Genomic DNA, 22,358 nt, shown 5'->3' on the forward strand with positions numbered 1-22,358 from the left:
AGCTTGTTGCGTTGGCAGCGAGGGGAACTCGTAATCAGCGATGGCGGCGGGGGAGGACAATCGGTTGTCCGGTGGTTGGCAGGCTGGTCGCGGAGTGGTTGCCTGATGGCGTTCGAAGCAGGTCCGTTCGGCGATCAGGTGGGGTTCGATGGCAGTGGGTCTCGGATTGAGCATCGGCACGGTGAACACGGTTTCGGCAGTCGCGGAGGAAGGCTCGGTCAAGGTGCCGACGGGCCGGGGGCGGCGGGGTGGGCAATGGCCCGCAGCCACCCACCGCACCACTCTCATGTTCGACAGTACGGGCCTGGCCCGGCTCGGCGCGATCCCCGCACACGGGCGGGTCGTCACCGAATTCGCCGATATCACGCAGCGCGCTGCCCGCGGCGCGCGGATCGGCAACCGGGAGCTGTCCCCGGCCGACCTGGTGGCGGTTGTCGCGGACTGCCTGATCGCCGAGGCGAGCCACGATCCGCGCACCGCGGGTGCGGGTATCACGCTCACCCACCCGGTCGGCTACGACGACGAACACCTCGCGGCGCTGCGTCGCGCGCTCGACGATTCCGGTCTCGGCCGGGTCGAACTGGTTGCCGAGCCGATCGCGGCGGCGGCCTGGATGGAAGACGAGCACGGGCCGCTGCCGCCGGGGCTCACCCTCGTCTATGATCTGGGCGGCTCGAGTCTGGACGTCACGCTGGTCCGGGTCGGCGCGGGCCGTCCGGAGAACCCGGTGATCGGTACCCCGCTGCGTTCGCTGGAGTACGGCGGGCGGGCGTTCGGCGCGATGGTGGTCGAGCACGCTCGCCGCGGCTGCGGTGCTGATGGGATCGATGTGGTGTCGCGGGCATCGGACGACGCGCTGCGGATCGACCATGTGCGCGCCTCGCTCGAGGTCGTCTACCGTTGTCTGAAGCTGGCCGATGTGACCATGGCCGACGTCGACCGCATCCTCGTGGTCGGTGGGGCGGCGCGCCCGGCTGATGTTGCCCGGGTGTTGGCCGAGGAGCTGGCTCGGCCGGTGGTGACCGCCGTGAATCCCGAACGCACCATCGCGGCGGGCGCTGCGATCCTGGCGCGGCGCAAGCTCGTCCGCGACGAACCCGAAGTTCGCCGTCGCGGTGGTGTCCGGATCCTGTCCCGGTCGACCAAACGCAGGCTGAGCCGCGCGGCGGTACTCACCGGTTCCACGGCCGCGGTCGCGCTCGCCTATGCGGTGCCCACCGATACCGTGCTCGCCGGATTGTCGCAGCTCGGGCTGGGCTGAGGGGATGGACCGAGCTGCCGGCCGGGAATTGTGGTGGTCCGGTGCGGTGGCTCGTCCGGTCCCGGCGGCCGGTGGTCAGCGCACCGATCACCGGCCGCCGGCGTACCGGCGGTGTTGACGTGTGACGTGGTTGATGTAACTATGGGGAACAGTTAATAGGATTCCTCATGAGAGGCAGTGACGACGATGTCTACAGCCACCACGGCACCCGATGTCGACCCCGTGGTCGCGCAGGCCCAGGAGTACGCGCAGAAGTTGCTGCTGTTGTCGGAAGGCTCGGTGAACCGGCACTTCGACCCGTTCGAGGACATCGATTGGGACAATCCCGATTTCCACGCCGACACCAAACCCGAACGTTGGATCCTGCCCACATCGGCCGACCCGCTGGGTAGGCACCCGTGGTACCTGGCGCTGTCGGAAGAGCAGAAGATCGCGATCGGTAAATACCGCCAAGCCAATGTGGCCAAGGTCGGTCTGCAGTTCGAAGCCATCCTGATCAGCGGGATGATGCAGCACGTCTTCAGCCTGCCCAACGGCTCGCCGGAATTCCGGTACTGCTCCCACGAGATGATCGAGGAGCACAACCACACCCTGATGTTCCAGGAGATGGTCAACCGGATCGGTGTCGACGTGCCCGGTATGGGCCCGCTGGTGCGCAAGCTGCGCTACCTGGCTGTTCCGGTCGCTGTGCTGTTCCCGAACCTGTTCTTCATGGCGGTACTGGCCGGTGAGGAGCCGATCGACCACATCCAGAAAGACATCCTGCGCTCCGGTGAGGAAGTGCACCCGATCATGCGCGGGGTGATGGCCATCCACGTGGCCGAGGAAGCCCGCCATATCTCGTTCGCGCACGAATTCCTCAAGCAGCATGTGCCCGAGTCCAATGCGGGCGGCCGTTTCGTGCTGTCGCTGGCCATGCCGGTCGTCATGTGGATCCTCGGCCGGTCCATCGCGACACCGCCGCGCACCTTCTTCGACGAGTTCGATATCCCCGACAGCGTCCGCAAGGAGCTGTTCTACGGGTCGAAGGAAGCCAAGAAGGTGTTCAGCGACTACTTCGCCGATGTGCGGTCGCTGGCCAAGGAGATCGGGTTGATGAACCCGGTCGCCAAGGGCTTGTGGAAACTGCTCGGCATCGACGGCCACAGCACCCGTTACCGTTCCGAGCCGCTGCGCGTCGTCGCGGGCGAAGTGGCCTGAGCGGCGGTAGCTAGATGCCCTACGTAGTCACCCAGTCCTGCTGTAGCGACGCGTCCTGCGTGTATGCCTGCCCGGTCAACTGCATCCATCCCACCCCGGACGAACCGGATTTCCGGACCGCGGAGATGCTCTATGTCGACCCGCAGGCCTGCGTGGACTGTGGCGCCTGTGCGACCGCCTGCCCAGTGGACGCCATCACATCCACCAAGCGGCTGACCGAGGAACAGAAGCCGTTCATCGAGATCAACGCCGATTTCTACCGGCAGTCCCGGCCCCGGCCGGTGCTGGCGAAGCCGGTCCCGCCGCCGGCTATCGACACCACCCGCGGTCCGCTGCGGGTGGCGATCGTCGGGTCCGGACCGTCGGCGATGTACGCGGCCGACGAGCTGCTCACCCGGCCGGGGGTGTCGGTGACCGTGTTCGATCGGTTGCCGGTGCCCTACGGTCTGGCGCGGTACGGTGTGGCCCCCGACCACGCCAAAACCCGTCAGGTCGCGAAGCTGTTCGACGTGATGTCGGTGCAGCCGGGATTCGGCTCCTACCTCGATGTGGAAGTGGGCAAGCATATTTCGCACGAGGAACTGCTCGCCTACCACCACGCCGTGATCTACGCGGTCGGCGCGTCGTCGGACCGCAAACTGGGCATCCCCGGCGAAGGGCTGGCAGGCAATGTGTCGGCCACCGATTTCGTCGCCTGGTACAACGGCCACCCCGACCACGCCGAGCGCACCTTCGACCTGTCCCAGCGGCGCGCGGTGATCGTCGGTAACGGCAATGTCGCGCTCGACGTGGCGCGCATCCTCACCGCCGATCCCGAGACGCTGGCCGGAACCGATATCTCCCCGATCGCGCTGGAAGCCCTGCGCCGCAGCGCTGTTGAGGAAGTCGTCGTGCTCGCCCGGCGCGGCCCGGCCGAGTCTGCGTTCACCGTGCCGGAGTTCGTCGGTCTGCTCGGCGCGGACGTCGATATCGCGGTCGAAGGTGATATCCCCGAGAGCACCGAAGACCTGCCGTATCAGGTGGCACAGAAGCTGCGGCTGCTGCGCAGCGTCGCCGAGCGGCCATTCGGGCAGCGCAGGCGGATCGTCTTCCGCTACCTGTCCTCGCCCACCCGGATCATCGGCCCCGACCAGGTGAGCGGTCTCGAGGTGACCCGCAACGAACTGGTGACCGACGCCGACGGGCGGGTGCGAGCGGTGGCCACCGAGGACACCGAAATCCTGGACACGGCGCTGGTGCTCACCTCGGTGGGTTACCGCGGTGTGCCGCTGTCCGGTCTGCCGTTCGACGAACATGCAGGCGTGATCCCCAACTCCGACGGCCGGGTGCTGGAAGAGCCGGGCGGTGCCGAGCTGCCCGGTACGTACGTCACGGGTTGGATCAAACGCGGGCCCACCGGCTTCATCGGAACCAACAAGTCGTGTGCCCAGCAGACGGTGCAGCTGTTGGCCGACGATTTCACCAACGGCCGCTTGCCGGAGCCGTCGGGCAGCGCCGAAGGGTTCGACCGCCTGCTGCGCAGCCGCAGGCCGAATGTGCGGGCCGCCGGCGCGGTATTGCGACCGAAACGGGTACGCAGGCTGTTCAGCCGGGTCTGAGGGGCCGGCGCCGACCGATACTGCCGATCGCCTATAGGCGATCGGCAGTATCGTCATGGGTCGGAACGCTCGTGATCAGCGCGCGGTGTAACCGCCGTCGATCGAGAGCGCCGCGCCGGTGACGAACGCTGATTCGTCACTGAGCAGGAACGCGCAGAACGTGGCGATCTCCTCGGCGGTGCTGATCCGGCCGAGCGGATGTAGCGCGGTGACAGCCGCTTCGCCCTCCGCGGTGGCCCCCATCGAGGAGCGGAACGCCGGAGTGTCGACGGCGCCCGACAGGACGGCGTTCACCCGGACACCGTGCTCGGCTCCCTCCAGGGCGACGGCCTTGGTCAGCCCGACCACACCATGTTTCGCGGCGACATACGGCGCGACCGTTGCCATACCCACCGCACCGAGGTTGGAGGCGTTGTTGAGGATCGCGCCGCCGCCCGCCGCCGCGATCGCCGGAACCTGGTGCCGCAGCCCGTAGAAGACGCTGGTCAGGTTGAGCCCGATTTCGCTGTGCCAGTCGCCGGTGTCGATATCCTGCACCGCGCCTGCCGCGGTGACCGCACCGACATTGTTGAACGCCGCGTCCAGCCGCCCGAATTCGTCGAGCGCGGTGCGGGTCAGCCGCGCCACATCGGCTTCGTTCGTCACATCGGCAGGCACGAACACGGCACGCCCACCCGCCGCGCGGATCTCGGCGGCGGTCTTCTCCCCGGCTTCGGCGCCGCGGGCGCCGAGGACCACCGCGGCGCCTTCCGCGGCGACACGCACGGCGACTGCTTTCCCTACGCCGGAGGTCGCGCCCGTGACCAGGACGACCTTGTCCGCGAACCGTGTTGTCATGAAACTGATTTCCCTTCTCGTTCTCGGTATTTCCTGTCGGGCGACGTCGCAGGTTCCAGTGAAGCGGGATCGCGGGTGTTCGTCTGGCGGAAAGCGGCCATTTAGTTGATGTGTCATTACCAGCTGCGGTCGGGTCGGGATGTTCATGTCCAGAGGGGTAGCAATTGCTTGGTTACCAAGCGGTAGTTGGGGGTGGGTGTGTGTAAGTTGTTCGGGCGTAGCGCCGAAAAGGATCGCTGAGTAGTAGCGGATCTAGTGCAATTCGGTTGATGGAGCGCCGAGGCGGTTCCGCGGCGGTGCACTACAGGTCGCTCTGACCTGCTATTTCACCGGAACATGGCGCCCATTGAAACTTTCCGTATCAATTGGGCATCCGAATGGCCGCAATACAGCTAACCTGTGGGTGCTGTTTGGAAACGACCGCGGCCCATGGTTCTTCACGTGAGGGACGTGGTCTCGGTGCGTTGACGGGATAGCGAATGACTACAGGGCTGGGCTTCAGCATCGGTACAGTAAACATCGTCTCGGCGCTGGTGACCGCCGAGCAACCGCGACCGGTGGTGCGAACCCGCCGCACCACCATCGGGTTCGACGAAGCGGGCGGCGCCCGGCTCGGCGGACTGACCGAACTACCCGATGCGCACACCGAATTCGCCGACCTCGGCCGCGATCCCGAATCCGTTGTCGTCGGCGGACGGATCTGGTCACCGGCGAATATGTTCGCCGCGGTGGTGCGGGACCTGCTGGCCGCCGCCGAACCCGCCGCGGCCGTGGTCACCACCTATCCGGCGCACTACTGCGGCAAACAGGTTGCGCTGCTGCGGCAGGCCCTCGACCTGTCCGGCGCAGGCCATGTCGAACTGGTCCCCGAGCCCGTCGCGGCAGCACACTGGCTGGAGAACGAACACGGCCCGCTCGCACCGGGTTTCGTGCTCGTCTACGACCTCGGCGGTAACAGCCTCGACGTGACCGTCGTACGAGTCGGACCCGACTGGGACAACCCCTCGATAGTGGGTGGACCGGTGCGGTGCTACGACTTCGGTGGCCGTCCGCTCGGCGCGATGATCGCACGCTACGCGGGGGACCGGGCGATCCGGCCGGCCGAACCGGGCAGCGATACGGTGTCGCCGGCGTCGTTCATCGACATCGAGGGCATGCGCGTCGAACAGGTGCGCGATTCGCTCGAGGTGGTGCGTGTGGCCGTCCACGCCGCCGGGATCGGGCTGTCCGATATCGGCCGGGTACTGGTCATCGGCGGTGCCGCCCGGCCACCGCAGGTCGCGCGCACCCTCGCCGAGCTCGGCCTCCCCGTGGTCATGTCCGCCGACCCGGGGCAGTGCGTCGCCTCCGGCGCGGCAGCCATAGCCGTACGCAACGCGGCCCCCGCCGCGCGGGATCGGTCGCAGCGCGCCCCCATTTTCTCCGGCGCCGCGATCTTCTCCGCCGTCGCCATGTCGGCTGCCACCATGCTCGGCGGCGGCGCCGTCGAACCCGACGCCGACCCGGCGACAGAACGATTCCCCGGGCTCGACAGCGGCGAGGCACCGCGTTTCGCTGTGCCCGACCGCGCCACCCTCAACCGCACCCCCAACGGCGGATGGAGCGTCTCCTACGATCCGCCCCGGCGCAGCGCCTACACCGATATGGTGTCGCCCGCCGCCTACGGCAAACCCTACGGCCCATCGCTGGCGGAAAGCAGGCCCCGCCATTCCGGCCCGCGCGACTGCTGCGCCCCGGACGATCGTGGCGCCGGCTACTCCGACCCCGCGCGCTTCACCAACCCCATCCCGTTCCGCCATCCGGCCCCCAGGCCCGTACACCCGCCGCTCGGTCACCACCCAACCCGTCCTGGTCACCCGGCTTTACCCCACGATCCGGATGGGCCGGTGGTCTCCCCACCGTCAGATCCGAGCGGCCCGATCATCACGCCGCCGGTGGGTCCGGATGTCTCGGTTGTCGGGCCGCCGAGGGGTCCGGACGGTCCCGTCATAGACCTGCCGGTAGATCCGGATGGTCCCGTTGTCGACCTGCCGGACGGCTGGGGTGGCGGCACCCCGAACGGCCCGGTCGTGGCACCTCCGTTCGACCGAGACGAGCCGGTGATCGGTGCGCCGTACGGCCCTGGTCGTCCCGGAGGACCAACCGTTCCCGGCAGAGGTACTCCCTTCCTGCCGGATAACCCTGCCGGTATCGAGCCCTCGATCCCGGGAACGCTCGGCACCCGTCCATCATCGACCGATCCGCGCACGGATGGGTCCGTCCCAAGCAGCGGTAACCAGCGAACCCCGCAGCGGGACAGTGGTTTACCCGAGCCGGACGGAAGAGCCGGTATCCCCTCGGGGGCCTCGGGAATCGGCGCGGTTCCCGGGCCCGTCCCGGCGCTTCCCGACACTTCCCAGGGCGAGGCAGCGAGGCCACCGGGTGCACTGCCCGCCCCCTCGATTCAGCGAACGAGCCCCAGGACGTCGGGAAACACAGCCCCAGCTGGCCCGGGCTGGAATTCGCCGAACGGCTCGGCTCCGGGAAGCGCGCAACCGAGCTTCTCGACCGGAGGGCCCGCGGGGGCAGGTACCGCGCCGGGCAGGCCGTCGTCCGGTCCCAGCCATGGGAACACGACCACCGGCAACAGCGGCGCCGGGCCACAGTCTCGTGGCGCAGCAACCGCCGGCACGGCCCTTGGAGGAGGTATGCCCGGCACCTCGGCATCGAGCCCGCGCGACAGCAGCTCCGATGGCTTCGGGTCGGGCGGTCGGTCGAACGGCGTGTCCTCGAAGTCCGGCTCGACCGGCGATGCGGAGCAAGGGGGTCCCGCGGGAACCTCGTCACGCGGCGGCCCGAGTTCCGGCCGCCGATAGCCCCGCCACACGGTTCCCGGCTGCCGATGGTCCACGGCCGATTCGCCTCGGCTCGGTCGACGCCCGAGCGTGATCAGCCCCGAGACCGCGCACACCCTCGCACTCTTCAGGGCATCGTCGCTGCCATCTCGCCGATGACGGGGACCTTCGGATCTGACGGCGGGTCTATGACGGGACCACCCGGACCCACCGGCGGCCGAACAACCGAACCATGTGGAGTCACCCTCCGACTCTTGCCGTGCCGGATGCACTGCCCGCGCTGGTCGCCAGGAAGCGGCGGTGAGCAGGCCCGACAACCAGACGGCACGGAACGCCGGTGGCCCGCCTCCTCACCGGACGTGCCGGGCTGCCCGTCGGCCTGTGGCAGAGCGTGCTCGGCCGCGGCCACGTGATCGGCGGTGAGGTGACCGCAGGCGCCGGCCACGCCGGATGGTCCGGCCGATATGGGCGAACCGTCGATACGAGGGGCGCAGGCTCCTACAGTGGAGGCGTATCGGGTCCTGTGAGGAGTGCCAGATGGCGGCGGGTAATCAGCCGACGATTCTCATCATCGGTGCCGGCTTCGGCGGTATCGGTATGGCGATCGAGCTGCGGCGCAACGGTTTCGACGACATCACCATCCTGGAGCGTGCCGACGACCTCGGCGGGGTGTGGCGGGACAACACCTACCCCGGCGCCGCCTGCGATGTGCCGTCGCCGTTGTATTCGTACTCGTTCGAACCCAAGCCGGACTGGCCGCAGCGGTACTCCGGGCGCGGCGCCATCCACGACTACCTCCACGGTGTCGCGCAACGCAGCGGGGTACTCGACGCCATCCGGTTCGGGGTCAGCGTCACCGACGCGGAATTCGACGAGCCCACCGGCCGCTGGACGGTACATACCGCGGACGGGGACAGCCGGGTGGTGGATGTGCTGATCTCGGCGGTGGGCCAGCTGTCCCGCCCCGTCATGCCGGACATCCCCGGTATCGACACCTTCGCAGGCCCGTCGTTCCATTCCGCACAGTGGGAACACGATGTCGAGCTCACCGGCACGCGCGTCGCCTGCATCGGCACCGGCGCCAGCGCTGTTCAGTTCATCCCGGAAATCCAGCCCCGCGTCGCGCACCTCACGCTGTTTCAGCGCACGCCCGCCTGGGTGCTCCCGAAATTCGACACCGACTACACGCCGATCCAGCACAACCTGTTCGCCCGGCTGCCCGGCGCGCTGCAGGCCGAGCGGTTCGGCTGGTGGGCGCTCATGGAGTTTCTGTCGCTGGGCCTGGTCGAAGCCCCTGTGATCGCGCGACTGGTGCAGCGCGTCGCGTCCCGACATCTGGCGAAGCAGGTCGAGGACCCGCAGTTGCGGGCCGCGCTCACGCCCAGCTATCCGGTCGGCTGCAAGCGCGCACTGTTCTCCAACGACTACTATCCGGCCCTGACCCAGTCGAATGTGCGCGTGGAGACGGCCGCGATCACCGAGATCACCCCTGTGGGCGTGCGCAGCGCGGACGGGACGCTGCACGAGGTGGACGCGATCATCTACGGCACCGGGTTCAAAGGCACCGAATTTCTCTGGCCGATGCATATCCACGGACGGTCGGGCCGCGCACTGTCGCAGGTGTGGGCCGACGGCGCGCACGCCTATTACGGCGTTTCGGTGCCCGGCTTCCCGAATTTGTTCCTGCTCTACGGGCCGAACACCAACCTGGGCGTCGGCTCGATCATCTACATGCTGGAGGCTCAGGCTCGGTATATCCGTCAGGCCGTGCAACTGCTCGCCGATCGCCCTGGACACTGCCTCGACGTGCGAGCGGACCGGGAAGCAGAATTCAACAGCGCCCTCCAGGAACGCCTGGACCGCACCCCGTGGAACTTCTGCTCCAGCTGGTACCGCAACGCTGCGGGGCGGATCACCAACAACTGGCCCGGTCCGCCGTCCAGCTACCGCCGCCGGATCCGCACCCTGGACCCCTCTGCCTACACTCTCACCCCGGTCAGCTCATAGACGAGAGACAGCCGGCACCGTTGTCAGCTGCCGGCGGCTCGGACTGCCCCTGCCGCACTGGTTCCCGTCTCTCACTTCGGACGCGCCCCAGCGAACGTAGCGCGCAAATCTCCGTGTTCAGGCGGAGCTCAGCGCATCTGGTCCAGGCCCGGACTGTCGCCGTCGGGCCGTGAACGTCTGAGGAGCGGACGTAAGCCTGTGCACGGCTGGCCCTTCCAGCTGTTCTGAAGCACCGAAACCCAACTCGCGAGGGCTCATCCCCTCCCTGCAGAGAGGGCAGGAGGTCGAGAGCGGGGTTCCGCGGGAAAAGGTAATTCCGCTGCCGTGACCTCGGCATAATCAATGATGTGAAACGTAACGGGGGAGCGCCGCAACTCATCGCGCTGGATGTCGACGGAACATTGTTGCGCACCGGCGAACCGGTGAGTGCGCGAGTGCGGACTGCGGTGCGTGCCGCGGTTGCCGCTGGCGCGCACGTTGTGGTGAGTACCGGGCGCCCCCTGGTCGGCACGCGACCCGTCCTGGCGGAGCTGGGGCTGGTCGAAGGCCACGCCATCTGCTCGAACGGTGCGGTACAGCTCGACGTGGCCGTCGCGGAACCGGTCGCAGTCCACGTCTTCGACCCCGCCCCCGCGGTGATGGCGCTGCGAAAACTGTTTCCTGAAATGATTTTCGCCGCCGAACAGGTCGGTATCGGAACCTGGGCCACCGGGATGAGCCCTGGCGAATACGCTCTGGCCGGTGACTATCTCGTGGTCGATCACGAGACGCTCAGCAGTCGTCCGACCCCGCGGCTCAACGCCTGGTGGCCCGACGGCACAGCCGAGGTGATGCGCGAGCTGCTGGCCACCCTGCAGGTTCCCGGAACCAGCTGGGTCTACGGCGAATACGGGCCGTGGCTGACCGCGACCCGGCATGGAGTGTCGAAAGGCTGGGCGCTGGAACGTCTCCGCTGTGCGCTCGATGTACCGCCCAGCGCCACTCTGGCCATCGGTGATGGATACAACGACCTGCACATGCTGGGCTGGGCAGCCCATTCGGTCGCCATGGCCAACGCGCCCGCCGAGGTCCGTCGCATTGCCGACGAAGTCACGGACGGTGTCGACGACGACGGTGTCGCCGCTGTTCTGGAGCGCTGGTTCCGCCCCTGACTGCGAGCGGCCAACGCTGCTGGGCGGTTTCCTCGCAGCGGGTTGGATTATGCCGAGAGGACGAGCGTGTCGTTGACCGCCGCGTCGTAGCGGTCCCACACGATATCGGCCAGGGCCGGGTGGGCGCCGAGGACTTCGGCATGGACGACGGCGGATGCCTGGGCTGCCAACCGGTCGGTGAGCAGGCCAGGGGCCAGGAACCACGGAGCGACGAGCATCCGTGCGGCGCCGCTGTCGCGGAGTCGGGAGAGGGCGTGACCGACGCTTGGCTCGGTGGTGGCGAAGCAGATCTCGGTGCGCCAACCGGTTTCGGCCGCGAGCAGCCGCGCAACACGGGCCGTGCGGGCGTTCGCCTCCGGTGACGACGAACCGACCGCGGCCACTGCGACCCCTAGCGAACCCAAGGCGTGGGAACCGCATGCCGCCCGCACCCGGTCCCGCAGGGCCGAGACGAGTCGCGGGTCGGCTCCCAGCACATCGGCTTGGGTCAACCGCAGCCGGGGATGCCGGGCGGCCGCCGCGGCCAGGATGCCGGGCAGGTCGACTCGGGCGTGGAAGGCGCTGCCCAGCAGCAGCGGAACGACCACCGCATGGGTTGCGCCTTGTGCGGCGACCACGTCGACGACCTGCTCGACCGACGGAGCGCTCAGGTCGAGGAACGCGAGCCGCACATCCAGGTCCGGCCGCACCGCCCGGATCAGCTCCACACACGCGGACACGGTGGCAGCCGAGCGCGGGTCCCGGCTGCCGTGTGCGACGGCGATCAGCGTCGGCTCGGCCGCCATCTCAGGCCTCGGTTCCGACCTCGACCGCGGTGAGCGCATCGCCGACCAGGCCCGCGGCCAGAGTGTTACCGCCCGCGGGGTCGATGAGCAGGAAGCTGCCGGTGTGCCGGTTGACGCGGTAGACGTCGGCAGCAATCGGCTCGGCCACGCGGATGCCGACCCGGCCGATATCGTTGAGCTCCAACGTCTCCGGGTCCGGGTCGGCGGCCAAGCGCTGCTCGTCGAAACGTTCCAGCAGCGAGCCGACAATGGCCTGTGTGGTGCGGGTGCCGTGTTTGAGCAGCAGCCGCGCGCCGGGGCGCAGCGGTTTGTCACCCAGCCAGCACACCGTCGCGTCGAAGGTATCGACGGGTTCGGGTGCGTCGGCGGGGGAAGCGACGATGTCGCCGCGGGAGATGTCGATATCGTCGGCGAGGATCAGTGTGACGCTGCGCCCGGTTTGCGCCACGGCCAGCTCCCCATCGGGGGTGTCGATCCGCTCGACGGTGCTGCGGATACCTGACGGCAGCACCACGACCTCGTCGCCCGGCGCGACCGAACCGGCCGCGATCTGCCCGGCGTAGCCGCGGTAGTCCGGGTATTCGGCGGTCCGCGGGCGGATCACGTACTGCACCGGCATCCGCAGCCCGATCGCGTGCGCCCCGGCGCTGTCGGCGTCGACCGGAACCGATTCCAGGTGTTCGATCAGCGACGGCCCGTCGTAGTACGGGGTGTTGGCGGAGCGGGTGGCGATATTGTCGCCGTGCAGCGCCGACACCGGGATCTCCAGCACATCCTCGCTCGACCAGCCGAGCACCCCGGTCAGCTTCGCGAATTCGGCGGAGATCTCGGCGAATACCGCGGCCGCGGCGGCCGTCTTCGCCTCCTCGGTCGGCTCGTCCCGGCCCACCAGGTCGATCTTGTTCACCGCCAGCACCAGCTTCGGCACGCCGAGCAACGCCAGCACCGCGGCATGGCGGCGGGTCTGCTCGACCACGCCCTTGCGTGCGTCGACCAGCAGGATCACCAGTTGCGCGGTGGACGCGCCCGATACGGTGTTGCGCGTGTACTGCACGTGCCCTGGGGTGTCGGCCAGCACGAACGAACGCTTCGGTGTCGCGAAATACCGGTAGGCGACGTCGATGGTGATGCCCTGTTCGCGTTCGGCGCGCAACCCGTCCACCAGCAGCGACAGGTCCGGTGTCGCCAGACCCTTGTCCACCGAGGCACGGGTCACCGCGTCGATCTGGTCGGCGAGCACAGACTTGGTGTCATAGAGCAGCCGACCGACCAGAGTGGACTTGCCGTCGTCGACCGAACCGGCCGTGGCCAGCCTCAATAGGTCGGACATCAGAAATAACCCTCTCGCTTACGGTCTTCCATAGCGGCCTCGGACACACGGTCGTCACCGCGGGTGGCGCCACGTTCGGTCAGCCGGGACGCGGCGACCTCGGCGAGGATCGCCGCGTTATCGGCCGCATCGGACAGGATGGCGCCGGTGGTGGAACCGTCGCCGACGGTGCGGTAACGCACCGAGCGGGTTTCGAGCACCTCGCCCTCACGCGGACCGCCCCATACGCCCGGGGTCATCCACATCCCGTCCCGCTGGTACACCGGCCGCTCGTGCGCGTAGTAGATATCGGCCAGATCGACGTTCTGACGGGCGATATAACGCCAGATATCGAGCTCGGTCCAGTTGCTCAGCGGGAACACCCGCACATGCTCGCCGGGGGCGTGGCGGCCGTTGTAGAGGTTCCACAACTCCGGGCGCTGCCGTTTCGGATCCCACTGCCCGAACGCATTGCGCAGCGAAAAGATCCGCTCCTTGGCGCGGGAGCGTTCCTCGTCGCGGCGACCGCCGCCGAACACTGCGTCGAATCGGTTCTCGCTGATGGCGTCCAGCAGCGGAACCGTCTGCAACGGGTTGCGGATACCGTCGGGGCGTTCGGTCAGTCTGCCGTCGGCGAGGTAGTCCTCCACACTGGCCACGTGCAGCCGCAGACCGTAGCGTTGCACCACCTTGTCGCGGAACTCCAGCACTTCCGGCAGGTTGTGCCCGGTGTCCACGTGCAGCAGCGCGAACGGCAGCGGCGCTGGCCAGAACGCCCGCAGCGCCAGATGCAGCAGCACGGTCGAGTCCTTGCCACCGGAGAACAGGATCACCGGGCGCTCGAACTCACCAGCCACCTCACGGAAAATATGAATCGCTTCCGATTCCAACGCGGCGAGGGTGTCGAAATCGGTCAAGCCCAAGAAACGTTCGCTGACTTCGGTCATGCTGTGTCCTTTTTCGCATGCCCGCGGGGACCTACGTGGTGACGCAGGCTGCCTCCTCCGGGCCCTGAGGCGGTCATGAAGTGTGCAACCCGCATTCGGTCTTGGCGAGGCCGGCCCAGCGGCCGCTTCGCGGATCGGATCCCGGCTCCGGTTTCCGTGTGCACGGAGCGCAGCCGATGGACGGATACCCCTCCTCCACCAGGGGATTGACAAGGATCGAGTGCCGTTCGATATAGGCCTGCATCTCCTCGTCGGACCATGCGGCGATCGGGTTGATCTTCACCAGCCCGAAACCCTCGTCGAACGAGATCAACGGTGCGTTGGCCCTGGTCGGCGCCTCGACCCGGCGGATACCGGTGACCCAGGCGTTGTAGCCGGTGAGCGAGTTCCGCAACGGCACGACCTTGCGCAGCCGGCAGCATTCGTTCGGTTCCCGGGCGAACAGGTCCTTGCCGAGCAGTTCGTCCTGTTCGGCGACGGTGTGCTCGGGCTTGATATCGATCACGTTCACCCCGTATACCGCTTCGACCGCGTCGCGGGTACCGATGGTTTCGGCGAAGTGATAGCCGGTGTCGAGGAACAGGACATCCACCCCCGACCGCACCTGCGCGGCCAGATGCACCAGCACCCCGTCCTGCATATTCGACGCGACGATATATCCGGCGCCGAAGGTGTCCTCGGTCCATTGCAGCAGTTCGGTCGCCGACGCGCCGTCGAGTTCGGTCGCGCCGCGTTCGGCGATCGCGCGCAGTTCGTCGGTGCTCAGCTTCGCGGGCAGTTGCCCCACCTGATCTGTTGTCACAGTTGTTCTCCCGTCACCGCAGGTCGGCTTCATCGGCACGAACGGCCCATTGGGCGAACCGCTCGCCGTCTTCGCGGTGCTTGATGAAATTGCGGACCACCCGCTCGACGTAGTCGCCGAGTTCGTCGGTGGTCACCTTGTGCTGGCGCAGTTTGCGGCCGAACGCACTGTCGAATCCGAGGCTGCCGCCCAGATGCACCTGGAAACCCTCCACCTGGTTGCCGTCGCCGTCGTCGACGAGCTGGCCCTTGAAACCGATATCGGCGATCTGTGAGCGGGCGCAGGAGTTCGGGCAGCCGTTGATGTTGATGGTGATCGGCACGTCGAGCTGGGCGTTCAGATCGGCCAGCCGTTCGTCGAGTTCCGGCACCAGCGCTTGGGAACGGTTGCGGGTTTCGGCGAAGGACAGCTTGCAGTATTCGAGTCCGGTGCACGCCATCAGGTTGCGCCGCCACCGCGACGGGCGGGCGTGCAGGCCGAGCGGTTCCAATTCCGCGATCAGTGCCTCGACCTGGTCGTCGGGAACATCGAGCACCAGCAATTTTTGGTAGGGGGTGAACCTGATCCGATCGGAGCCGATCCGCTCGGCCGCGTCGGCGACTTTAGTCAAGACGGTGCCGGACACCCGCCCCGAGATCGCGGAGAAGCCGACGGCGTTGAGGCCGTTGCGCAGTTTCTGGACACCTACGTGGTCGATCGGGGAGGTGGGCTGTTGCGGCGCCGGGCCGTCGATCAGCTTACGTTTCAGGTATTCGTCTTCGAGTACCTGCCGGAACTTCGCCACACCCCAGTCCTTGACCAGGAACTTCAGCCGCGCCTTGCTGCGCAGCCTGCGGTAGCCGTAGTCACGGAAAATCGCGACCACCGCTTCCCACACATCCGGCACCTCGTCGAGCGGTACCCACACCCCGACGCGCTGGGCCAACATGGGATTGGTGGACAGCCCACCACCGACCCAGAGGTCAAGGCCGGGGCCGTGCTCGGGGTGATTTACGCCGATGAACGAAACATCGTTGATTTCGTGCACCACATCCTGCTGACCGGAGATCGCGGTCTTGAATTTACGTGGCAGGTTGGCGTATTCCTTCTTGCCGATATAGCGCCGGGTGATCTCCCGGAGCGCGGGAGTGGCGTCGATGATCTCGTGCAGCGAATCTCCGGCCAGCGGTGAGCCGAGCATCCCGCGAGGGCAGTCGCCGCAGGCCTCGGTGGTCTGCAACCCGACCGCTTCGAGGCGGCGCCAGATCTCGGGAATGTTCTCCACCTCGACCCAGTGATATTGCAGGTTCTGCCGGTCGGATATGTCGGCGGTATCGCGCGCGAACTCGGTGGAGATCCGTCCCAGCGTGCGCACCTGAGCGACGTTGAGCGCCCCGCCGTCGGTGCGGACGCGCATCATGAAGTACTTGGCTTCGAGCAGATCCATGTTCTCGTCGCCGGTCCAGGTGCCGTCATAGCCCTGCTCCCGCTGGGTGTAGAGGCCCCACCAGCGGAACCGGCCGCGCAGATCGCTCTTGTCGATACCGTCGAAACCGGTGTGCGCGTAAATGTTCTCGATCCGCTGGCGAACGTTGAGCGGGTTGTCGTCCTTCTTCACCTGCTCGTTCGCATTGAGCGGTTCGCGGTAACCCAGTGCCCACTGCCCTTCCGAGCGGCGGCGGCGCACCGGTTTATCGGCGCGGGCGCGCGGGGCTGCGGCGGTGTCTCGGCGGGGCCGTTCGGCGCGGGCGCGGCGTTCGGTAGCGGGGGCCGCGGTGGATTCGGCCGTAGCGGTGGGATCGGCGTCGGTGCTCGACGTCATGGGGTCGCTCCTGCTGGGTGTGGGTACGTCCGTGCTGAAGGCGTGAGGGGCTGACTCACGCCCGCGGTGTCAGCGGGCCGACGTCCTCGAGATCGGAAGGTTGCCGGAATTCCGGGAACGGGCGCAGCTGAGCTACCGGGATGAACCGGGCAGACAACAGGCGCTGCAGACGCGCTTGAAGTCGACGTGGCGACGTGCCACAAGTCGTACTCCCGATGCGCGCATGCGGCTCATTGTGCCACGTCAGCACGGGCGTGCCAGACCCTATCCCCATATTTCCCGCGAACAAGCGGGAAATCCCCTGTACGGATCCTGATAAATGTGATGGGCGTCATATTTTGATCTTGGCTGGTGATAGTGGTAGTGGTCCGTCCCTGAGACCGGGGGCAGGCTACCGGCGCTTGCTCGAATTGACCTCAACAGAACTCGAGGGATGAGAGTGGACCTATGACCTACACGCCCACCGAGCCCGACACCGATATCGCGGCGATCCACGCGGTCGTCGCCGCAGTGGAACATTCCCAGCGCAACGAACTCGTCGACGATTTCGTCGCACTGTTCCGCGCCGATGCGATCTGGACCACCGGCCACGGAAAACGCCTCTACGGCCGCGCTGCCATCGCCGAGTTCACCGCCCAGGTGCTGCCGGGGGCGATGGCAGGCGGTGAACTGCCGCGCTACGAAGTCGAACACGTGCTGTTCATCCGTCCCGATGTCGCCGCAGTCAAGGTGCGCCAGCGCTATCTGAACGCGGCGGGAGAGACGGTCGGCGGCGAGGGCACGCCGATGTATGTGATGTCCAAGGAAGACGGCAGGTGGATGCTCACCGCGAACCAGAACACCCAGGTGTACGAGGGCTGAGCAGGCCCGGCACACTGGACAGGTGACTTCCGCTACCCCTATCGCCGCCGAGGTCCCGGTGCTGCGGGATTTCGGGGGCGGCCCGTTCGGCATCTACGTGCACGTGCCGTTCTGCGCCACCCGCTGCGGGTACTGCGACTTCAACACCTACACCGCCGGTGAACTGGGTACCTCCGCCTCCCCGCAATCCTGGCTGGCGGGGCTGCGCGGCGAACTGGTCGAGGCTGCCCGTGTCTTCGACACACTGCCGTCACCGACCCCGGAAGTGTCCACCGTCTTCGTCGGTGGGGGCACCCCGTCGCTGCTCGGCGGTGACGGTCTCGCCGCCGTACTGGACGCGGTGCGCGCGCAGTTCCGGTTGGCGGCCGACGCCGAGGTCACCACCGAATCCAATCCCGAATCCACTTCGCTGGAGTTCTTCGCACGGATCCGCGCCGCCGGATACACCCGCGTCTCCCTCGGTATGCAATCCGCCGCTGCGCATGTGCTGGCCGTCCTCGATCGCACCCACACCCCCGGCCGTGCCGTCGCGGCAGCAAGGGAAGCCCGCGCCGCCGGCTTCGACCACGTGAACCTGGACCTCATCTACGGCACCCCCGGCGAACGCGACAGCGACCTGGACGCCAGCCTCGACGCGGTACTGGACGCAGGTGTCGACCACGTCTCTGCCTATTCGCTCATCGTCGAAGACGGCACCGCTCTGGCGCGCCGGGTGCGCCGCGGCGAACTCCCCGCCCCCGACGACGACGTCCTCGCCGCCCGCTACGAACGCATCGACGCCCGCCTGACCGCCGCCGGACTCACCTGGTACGAGGTATCCAACTGGGCGGCCGGTGATACCGCCCGGTGCCGACACAACCTCGGCTACTGGGACGGCGGCGACTGGCTCGGTGCGGGACCGGGCGCGCACAGTCACCTTGGCGGGGTGCGCTGGTGGAACGTCAAACACCCCGCCCGCTACGCCGAGCGGGTCGCCGCGGGCGGGCTGCCCGTAGCCGACTGGGAGGCGTTGACCGACACCGACCGGTACCTGGAGCGGATCATGCTGGCCGTGCGGTTGCGGACCGGTCTGCCGCTGGGTGACCTCGACCAAGCGGGCCGGGCAGCGGCCGAACAGGTGGTCGCGGACGGGCGCGCGGTAATAGCGGGTGAGCGGCTGGTGCTCACCGACCATGGTCGGCTGCTGGCCGACGGTGTGGTGCGCGACCTGCTCGGATGACTTCGCTCAGGGACGTCCGGAGACCCGAGCTGCCGGTTTCTCTCCCGGGATGCACGGCGGAGCTTTTCTGGTGGGAGAGTCAGCGCAGTAACTGGACGATGAGCAATACGAGCGTGGCGAACAGCCAGGAATAGAGAACGATATTGCAGATCATGGCCCAGGTCTGTCCCGGCGCCTTCTCGTGCGGCTGGGGTCCGAGCATGGCTCGCAGAATGACCATAACCGGTTGCCGGTAATAGGAGGTGTGGACCAGTATCCCGGTCGGGCCGTGCTCCGGATATAGCGCGGCATGGGCGATTCCGGGGTCGCTCCGTACGGCAATATGAAATCCGCGGGCAGCATGGTGCCGAGATACGGCGGCATGGGTGCGTCGCCACCCTGCAGCGCAACGTTTCCAGGCATCCCGGGCGAATGCGGCGCAGCTGGAAAAGCAATGGGGTTGTTCGGCGCGGGCTGCTGTTTCGCCTCGGGGTTGTTCATATCGCGGTTCTTTGTCCTGTTCGTCGGCCGTGCAGCATCCTCAGCCGGTCTAAGCGGGCGCTTGTTGCGGTTCCGAGGGGGTTACCAATGCCTGGACAATGGTATTGAGAGCCTTGGTGTACGGAAGAAGGTCCAGGAGTGCGCTTTTCAGGTTCTTGACGAGTAGCGATATCCTCGCGCCGTCGGCGGCGATTCGGGCCAGAGCCCCGGAAACGACGAGCGGGGTGGCGGCGCCTGAAGACAAAGCCCACGCGATGGAGAAACCGACGAGTGCACCCGCCAAGCTGGTCAGCACATCTTGTACGAGAGTACGGTAAGCCTCGACCACCTTCGCGATCTTCTCCATCATGGTGCTCAACGCCTGCGCGACACCGCCGGCCGCCGTGATGTGGTCGGTAATGGCTGCGGCTCGGTTGCGGTAGGCCTGCGCGGCTTGGCCACCCCACTCCGCGAGTTCTCGGTCGATGGCCGACTGCCAGTCCGAACTCACCGCGACCAACTCCTCGGCAATCTTCTGCCAGGTCGCGGCGTAGGCCTCGACCATATCCGGGCTGCCGTACAGCGCATCGAGTGTCCGGCGGTACGGCTCGACGTGTTCCAGTAGCCACCCCACGATCTGCGTGCCGAGGAAGCCGAAGGGGTCTATGCGCACCGATTTGACCGTGTCCACCACGCCGCGAGCCCCGAGTGCCGCATCGGAAAACGAACCTTGGGTGAGATCGGTGACAATTTGCCAGGTATCTCCGGCGATGGTTCCTTTCAGCACACCCCAGGGGCCGTCGTCCTTCCGCTCCAATCCGACATTCGAAAACGAGAAAACGGTTTCCTGGAAGTACTCCTCGCGATAATCGGTGCCTTCTACGATGTGGTCGTTTTCCGGCGGCGGAGCATCGTCGAATCCGGGTAGATTTCGATTGAGCCAATCGCCGATCTGGGTGTCGGCCATCACTGTCCTCCCGACGATTCTGCGATCGCGTCGCGCAGGTCTTGCAGAGATTGCGCGAGGTCGTTGTCCTTGCCTTCGAAGGAGTCCGCGTTGGCGATGAGCTTGCCGGGCACGGTGGCGACCTCTTCGGCGAGTTTGCGGATCGCCGCGACGGCGCCGTTGTGGTTGTCTTCCAGCAGCAGCAGGATCCACGGACGCGGGATCGCGCCGTAGCCGTCGTCAGCGGCGGCGATATAGGTTGCGGCCTCGAGCACTTCGGTGGTTCGGTCCATGAGTCGCTGCACGCTGACCGCATGGGTGCGCAGTGCTTCCGGGTCTACGTTCAGTTGTTCGTCCGGCATCGCTACACCAGCCAGGACTTACGCCGGAAGTAGTCGCCCTCGTCATCGTCGGGATCACTGGGGCCGACGGTATCCGGCATGCTGCGGCCGCGTCCTGCACCGGACCCCGAGTCCGGGGTGGCCGGAGGGGGTGGGAAGGGAGGCGGTGCGGAGTTTTGGAAGGAACCGGGTGTCGGGAAGGTGCCGGGAGTGTCGGCCGGACCGGGACTCGATGCGTTCGGTCCGGGCCCGTCCGGGGGAGCGTCGGAATCGTCCGGGAACCGGTCGGTGTACTGGGTGACGATCTGGGCCCCGACCTCGTCGTCGCCCACCATGTCGTCGACCACCGTCCTCACTTCGCGCCGCAGCTTCGACTGGGCGCGGTGCAGCACCGACATCAGCTCCGACGACAGCGCCGACGGGCTCATCGAGCGAATACCGTCGTTCAACCGGATATCGGTGGGCACCCCGTTGCTGTCGACGGTGATACTGACGCGGTTGTCGTCCGAGGACTCGGTGACGGTCAACGCCGCCATCTTGCTGTGTAGAGCCTGGTACCGCTGCGCTTTGCGCTCGAGGTCCTCGGCCCAGCGGGCGAGGCCCGCCGCTGCGTGATCCGGGTTGTCGAACACCCGCGAAACCCCCCTCTGTTGTGATCACCGTCATCAGAACAGCCGGGAGATTATCACGCTGCCTGGATATGTGGCCGAGTTGCTGTCGTCACGGCAGGCAGGCCGGGGGTGGGAATTAGACTGGATGGGTAAGGGTCCGCAGGTCCGTTGCGGACTCCCGCGAATGGTGGTGTGCCGCACAGCCGGCGGCGTACCCGCACTGCGAGGAGGTGGGGCCGATGTCGAGCACCGAGGACCGGCGCTTCGAGGTCCTGCGGGCGATCGTCGCCGACTATGTGGCGACCAAGGAGCCCATCGGATCGAAAACACTGGTCGAACGGCACAACCTGGGTGTTTCCAGCGCCACCGTGCGCAACGATATGGCCGTGCTGGAGGCCGAAGGGTATATCACCCAGCCGCACACCAGCTCCGGCCGTGTTCCCACCGACAAGGGCTACCGGCAGTTCGTCGACCGCATCTCCGAGGTCAAGCCACTCTCGCCTGCCGAACGCCGCGCGATCATGCAGTTCCTCGAATCCGGCGTCGATCTGGACGACGTGTTGCGACGCGGGGTGCGATTGCTGGCGCAGTTGACCCGCCAGGTCGCCGTCGTCCAGTATCCGACCGTCTCGGCGTCCACTGTCCGCCACATAGAGGTCGTGGCGCTCAACCCGGCCCGGCTGCTGCTGGTGGTGATCACCGACACCGGCCGCGTCGATCAGCGCATCGTGGAACTGGGCGCGCTCGTCGACGACGAGGACCTGGCGGCGCTGCGCGGCATGCTCGGCGGCGCGATGGACGGTAAACGGCTGGCCGCGGCCTCGGCGGCGGTGGCCGAGCTGCCCGAACAGGCGCCGCCCCGGTTGCGTGATGTGCTGGTGCGGGTGTCGACGGTGCTGGTCGAAACGCTGGTCGAGCACCCAGAGGAACGGCTGGTGCTCGGCGGCACCGCGAACCTCACCCGCAACGCCGCCGACTTCGGCTTCCCCGGCTCTCTGCGTGCGGTGCTGGAGGCATTGGAGGAGCAGGTGGTGGTGCTCAAACTGCTGGCCGCCGCGCAGCAGCCGGGCACGGTCACCGTGCGGATCGGTGAGGAAACCCAGGTCGAACAGATGCGTAACGCCTCCGTGGTCTCCACCGGTTACGGTGCGGCAGGAGCGGTGCTGGGCGGAATGGGTGTGCTCGGCCCCACCCGGATGGACTATCCGGGCACGATTGCGTCGGTGGCTGCCGTCGCCCGCTATATCGGGGAGGTCCTCGCCGAACGGTGACTGTGATAGCACCGCCGCGCCGCCGCGCCGGCCGCGGAGTCGCTGATAGGCTCGAAACTCTGGCCGGATAAAGTTGAGTGCACCCGACTAATAGCGCGGTTGGAGCAGTACACCCCAG

General features: G+C 67.3%; 20 protein-coding genes. 9 read left to right on the forward strand and 11 right to left on the reverse strand.

The window, feature by feature from the left end; translation table 11 throughout:
- Nucleotides 1-148: 148 nt before the first annotated feature.
- From B0T44_RS02845 to B0T44_RS02855, 3 genes are all read left to right on the forward strand, one after another.
- Nucleotides 149-1,261, forward strand: coding sequence for an Hsp70 family protein (locus tag B0T44_RS02845; RefSeq protein ID WP_077116470.1), 1,113 nt, complete (start codon nt 149-151; stop codon nt 1,259-1,261).
- Nucleotides 1,262-1,447: 186 nt separating this feature from the next.
- Nucleotides 1,448-2,461 (forward strand): AurF N-oxygenase family protein, encoded by a 1,014-nt coding sequence (locus B0T44_RS02850; RefSeq protein WP_077116471.1) that lies wholly within the window; start codon nt 1,448-1,450, stop codon nt 2,459-2,461.
- 14 nt (nt 2,462-2,475) lie between these two features.
- Nucleotides 2,476-4,059 (forward strand): FAD-dependent oxidoreductase, encoded by a 1,584-nt coding sequence (locus B0T44_RS02855; RefSeq protein ID WP_077116472.1) that lies wholly within the window; start codon nt 2,476-2,478, stop codon nt 4,057-4,059.
- A 75-nt stretch (nt 4,060-4,134) separates the two neighbouring features.
- Here the strand turns inward: B0T44_RS02855 and B0T44_RS02860 are convergent, their stop codons facing one another.
- Nucleotides 4,135-4,896, reverse strand: a complete 762-nt coding sequence (locus B0T44_RS02860) for an SDR family NAD(P)-dependent oxidoreductase (RefSeq protein WP_077116473.1) — start codon at nt 4,894-4,896, stop codon at nt 4,135-4,137.
- Nucleotides 4,897-5,375: 479 nt separating this feature from the next.
- On the opposite strand from B0T44_RS02860, the gene B0T44_RS28400 reads away from it, so the two are divergent.
- The 3 genes from B0T44_RS28400 to B0T44_RS02875 all read left to right on the forward strand — a co-directional run bounded on the left by B0T44_RS28400 (nt 5,376) and on the right by B0T44_RS02875 (nt 10,888).
- The gene (locus tag B0T44_RS28400) at nt 5,376-7,751 is read left to right on the forward strand and encodes an Hsp70 family protein (RefSeq protein WP_077116474.1); all 2,376 of its coding nucleotides are present in this window, start codon (nt 5,376-5,378) and stop codon (nt 7,749-7,751) included.
- 516 nt (nt 7,752-8,267) lie between these two features.
- The gene (locus tag B0T44_RS02870) at nt 8,268-9,737 is read left to right on the forward strand and encodes a flavin-containing monooxygenase (RefSeq protein ID WP_077116475.1); all 1,470 of its coding nucleotides are present in this window, start codon (nt 8,268-8,270) and stop codon (nt 9,735-9,737) included.
- A 347-nt stretch (nt 9,738-10,084) separates the two neighbouring features.
- A complete protein-coding gene (locus B0T44_RS02875; protein ID WP_077116476.1) occupies nt 10,085-10,888 on the forward strand; it encodes an HAD family hydrolase in 804 nt (267 codons plus the stop codon).
- Nucleotides 10,889-10,935: 47 nt separating this feature from the next.
- Here B0T44_RS02875 and B0T44_RS02880 read toward each other — a convergent pair whose 3' ends face one another.
- The 6 genes from B0T44_RS02880 to B0T44_RS28455 form a co-directional block, all read right to left on the reverse strand.
- Nucleotides 10,936-11,673 (reverse strand): sirohydrochlorin chelatase, encoded by a 738-nt coding sequence (locus B0T44_RS02880; protein WP_077116477.1) that lies wholly within the window; start codon nt 11,671-11,673, stop codon nt 10,936-10,938.
- Nucleotide 11,674: 1 nt separating this feature from the next.
- Nucleotides 11,675-13,003, reverse strand: coding sequence for a sulfate adenylyltransferase subunit 1 (locus B0T44_RS02885; protein ID WP_077116478.1), 1,329 nt, complete (start codon nt 13,001-13,003; stop codon nt 11,675-11,677).
- Nucleotides 13,003-13,929 (reverse strand): sulfate adenylyltransferase subunit CysD, encoded by a 927-nt coding sequence (cysD, locus tag B0T44_RS02890; protein WP_077116479.1) that lies wholly within the window; start codon nt 13,927-13,929, stop codon nt 13,003-13,005. The genes B0T44_RS02885 and cysD overlap by 1 nt, the downstream gene beginning before the upstream one ends.
- Before the next feature lie 73 nt (nt 13,930-14,002).
- Nucleotides 14,003-14,731 carry a phosphoadenylyl-sulfate reductase gene (locus B0T44_RS02895; RefSeq protein WP_245839068.1) on the reverse strand — a complete coding sequence of 243 codons (729 nt, stop codon included), beginning with the start codon at nt 14,729-14,731 and terminating at the stop codon, nt 14,003-14,005.
- A 13-nt stretch (nt 14,732-14,744) separates the two neighbouring features.
- On the reverse strand, nt 14,745-16,532 hold the full coding sequence (locus B0T44_RS02900; RefSeq protein WP_077116480.1) for a nitrite/sulfite reductase: 1,788 nt from the start codon (nt 16,530-16,532) through the stop codon (nt 14,745-14,747).
- Between the two features lie 132 nt (nt 16,533-16,664).
- Nucleotides 16,665-16,766, reverse strand: coding sequence for an Ms4527A family Cys-rich leader peptide (locus tag B0T44_RS28455; RefSeq protein WP_367946985.1), 102 nt, complete (start codon nt 16,764-16,766; stop codon nt 16,665-16,667).
- 213 nt (nt 16,767-16,979) lie between these two features.
- Between B0T44_RS28455 and B0T44_RS02905 the strand changes: the two genes are divergently transcribed.
- A complete protein-coding gene (locus B0T44_RS02905) occupies nt 16,980-17,393 on the forward strand; it encodes an SgcJ/EcaC family oxidoreductase (protein ID WP_077116481.1) in 414 nt (137 codons plus the stop codon).
- Nucleotides 17,394-17,415: 22 nt separating this feature from the next.
- Complete coding sequence (gene hemW / locus B0T44_RS02910) at nt 17,416-18,612, forward strand: radical SAM family heme chaperone HemW (RefSeq protein WP_077116482.1); 1,197 nt, start codon at nt 17,416-17,418, stop codon at nt 18,610-18,612.
- 79 nt (nt 18,613-18,691) lie between these two features.
- Here the strand turns inward: hemW and B0T44_RS27795 are convergent, their stop codons facing one another.
- From B0T44_RS27795 to B0T44_RS02925, 4 genes are all read right to left on the reverse strand, one after another.
- Nucleotides 18,692-18,814, reverse strand: a complete 123-nt coding sequence (locus B0T44_RS27795; protein WP_254893651.1) for a hypothetical protein — start codon at nt 18,812-18,814, stop codon at nt 18,692-18,694.
- A gap of 327 nt (nt 18,815-19,141) precedes the next feature.
- Nucleotides 19,142-20,038 carry a WXG100 family type VII secretion target gene (locus B0T44_RS02915; protein WP_077116483.1) on the reverse strand — a complete coding sequence of 299 codons (897 nt, stop codon included), beginning with the start codon at nt 20,036-20,038 and terminating at the stop codon, nt 19,142-19,144.
- Nucleotides 20,038-20,379 (reverse strand): hypothetical protein, encoded by a 342-nt coding sequence (locus tag B0T44_RS02920; RefSeq protein ID WP_077116484.1) that lies wholly within the window; start codon nt 20,377-20,379, stop codon nt 20,038-20,040. Before B0T44_RS02920 ends, B0T44_RS02915 begins: the two co-directional genes overlap by 1 nt.
- A 2-nt stretch (nt 20,380-20,381) precedes the next feature.
- Nucleotides 20,382-20,990, reverse strand: coding sequence for a YbaB/EbfC family nucleoid-associated protein (locus B0T44_RS02925; protein ID WP_077116485.1), 609 nt, complete (start codon nt 20,988-20,990; stop codon nt 20,382-20,384).
- Between the two features lie 218 nt (nt 20,991-21,208).
- On the opposite strand from B0T44_RS02925, the gene hrcA reads away from it, so the two are divergent.
- A complete protein-coding gene (hrcA, locus tag B0T44_RS02930) occupies nt 21,209-22,240 on the forward strand; it encodes a heat-inducible transcriptional repressor HrcA (RefSeq protein ID WP_077116486.1) in 1,032 nt (343 codons plus the stop codon).
- Nucleotides 22,241-22,358: the final 118 nt, after the last annotated feature.

It is taken from the genome of Nocardia donostiensis (assembly GCF_002081715.1).
In the GTDB taxonomy this organism is placed as follows: Bacteria; Actinomycetota; Actinomycetes; order Mycobacteriales; family Mycobacteriaceae; genus Nocardia; species Nocardia donostiensis.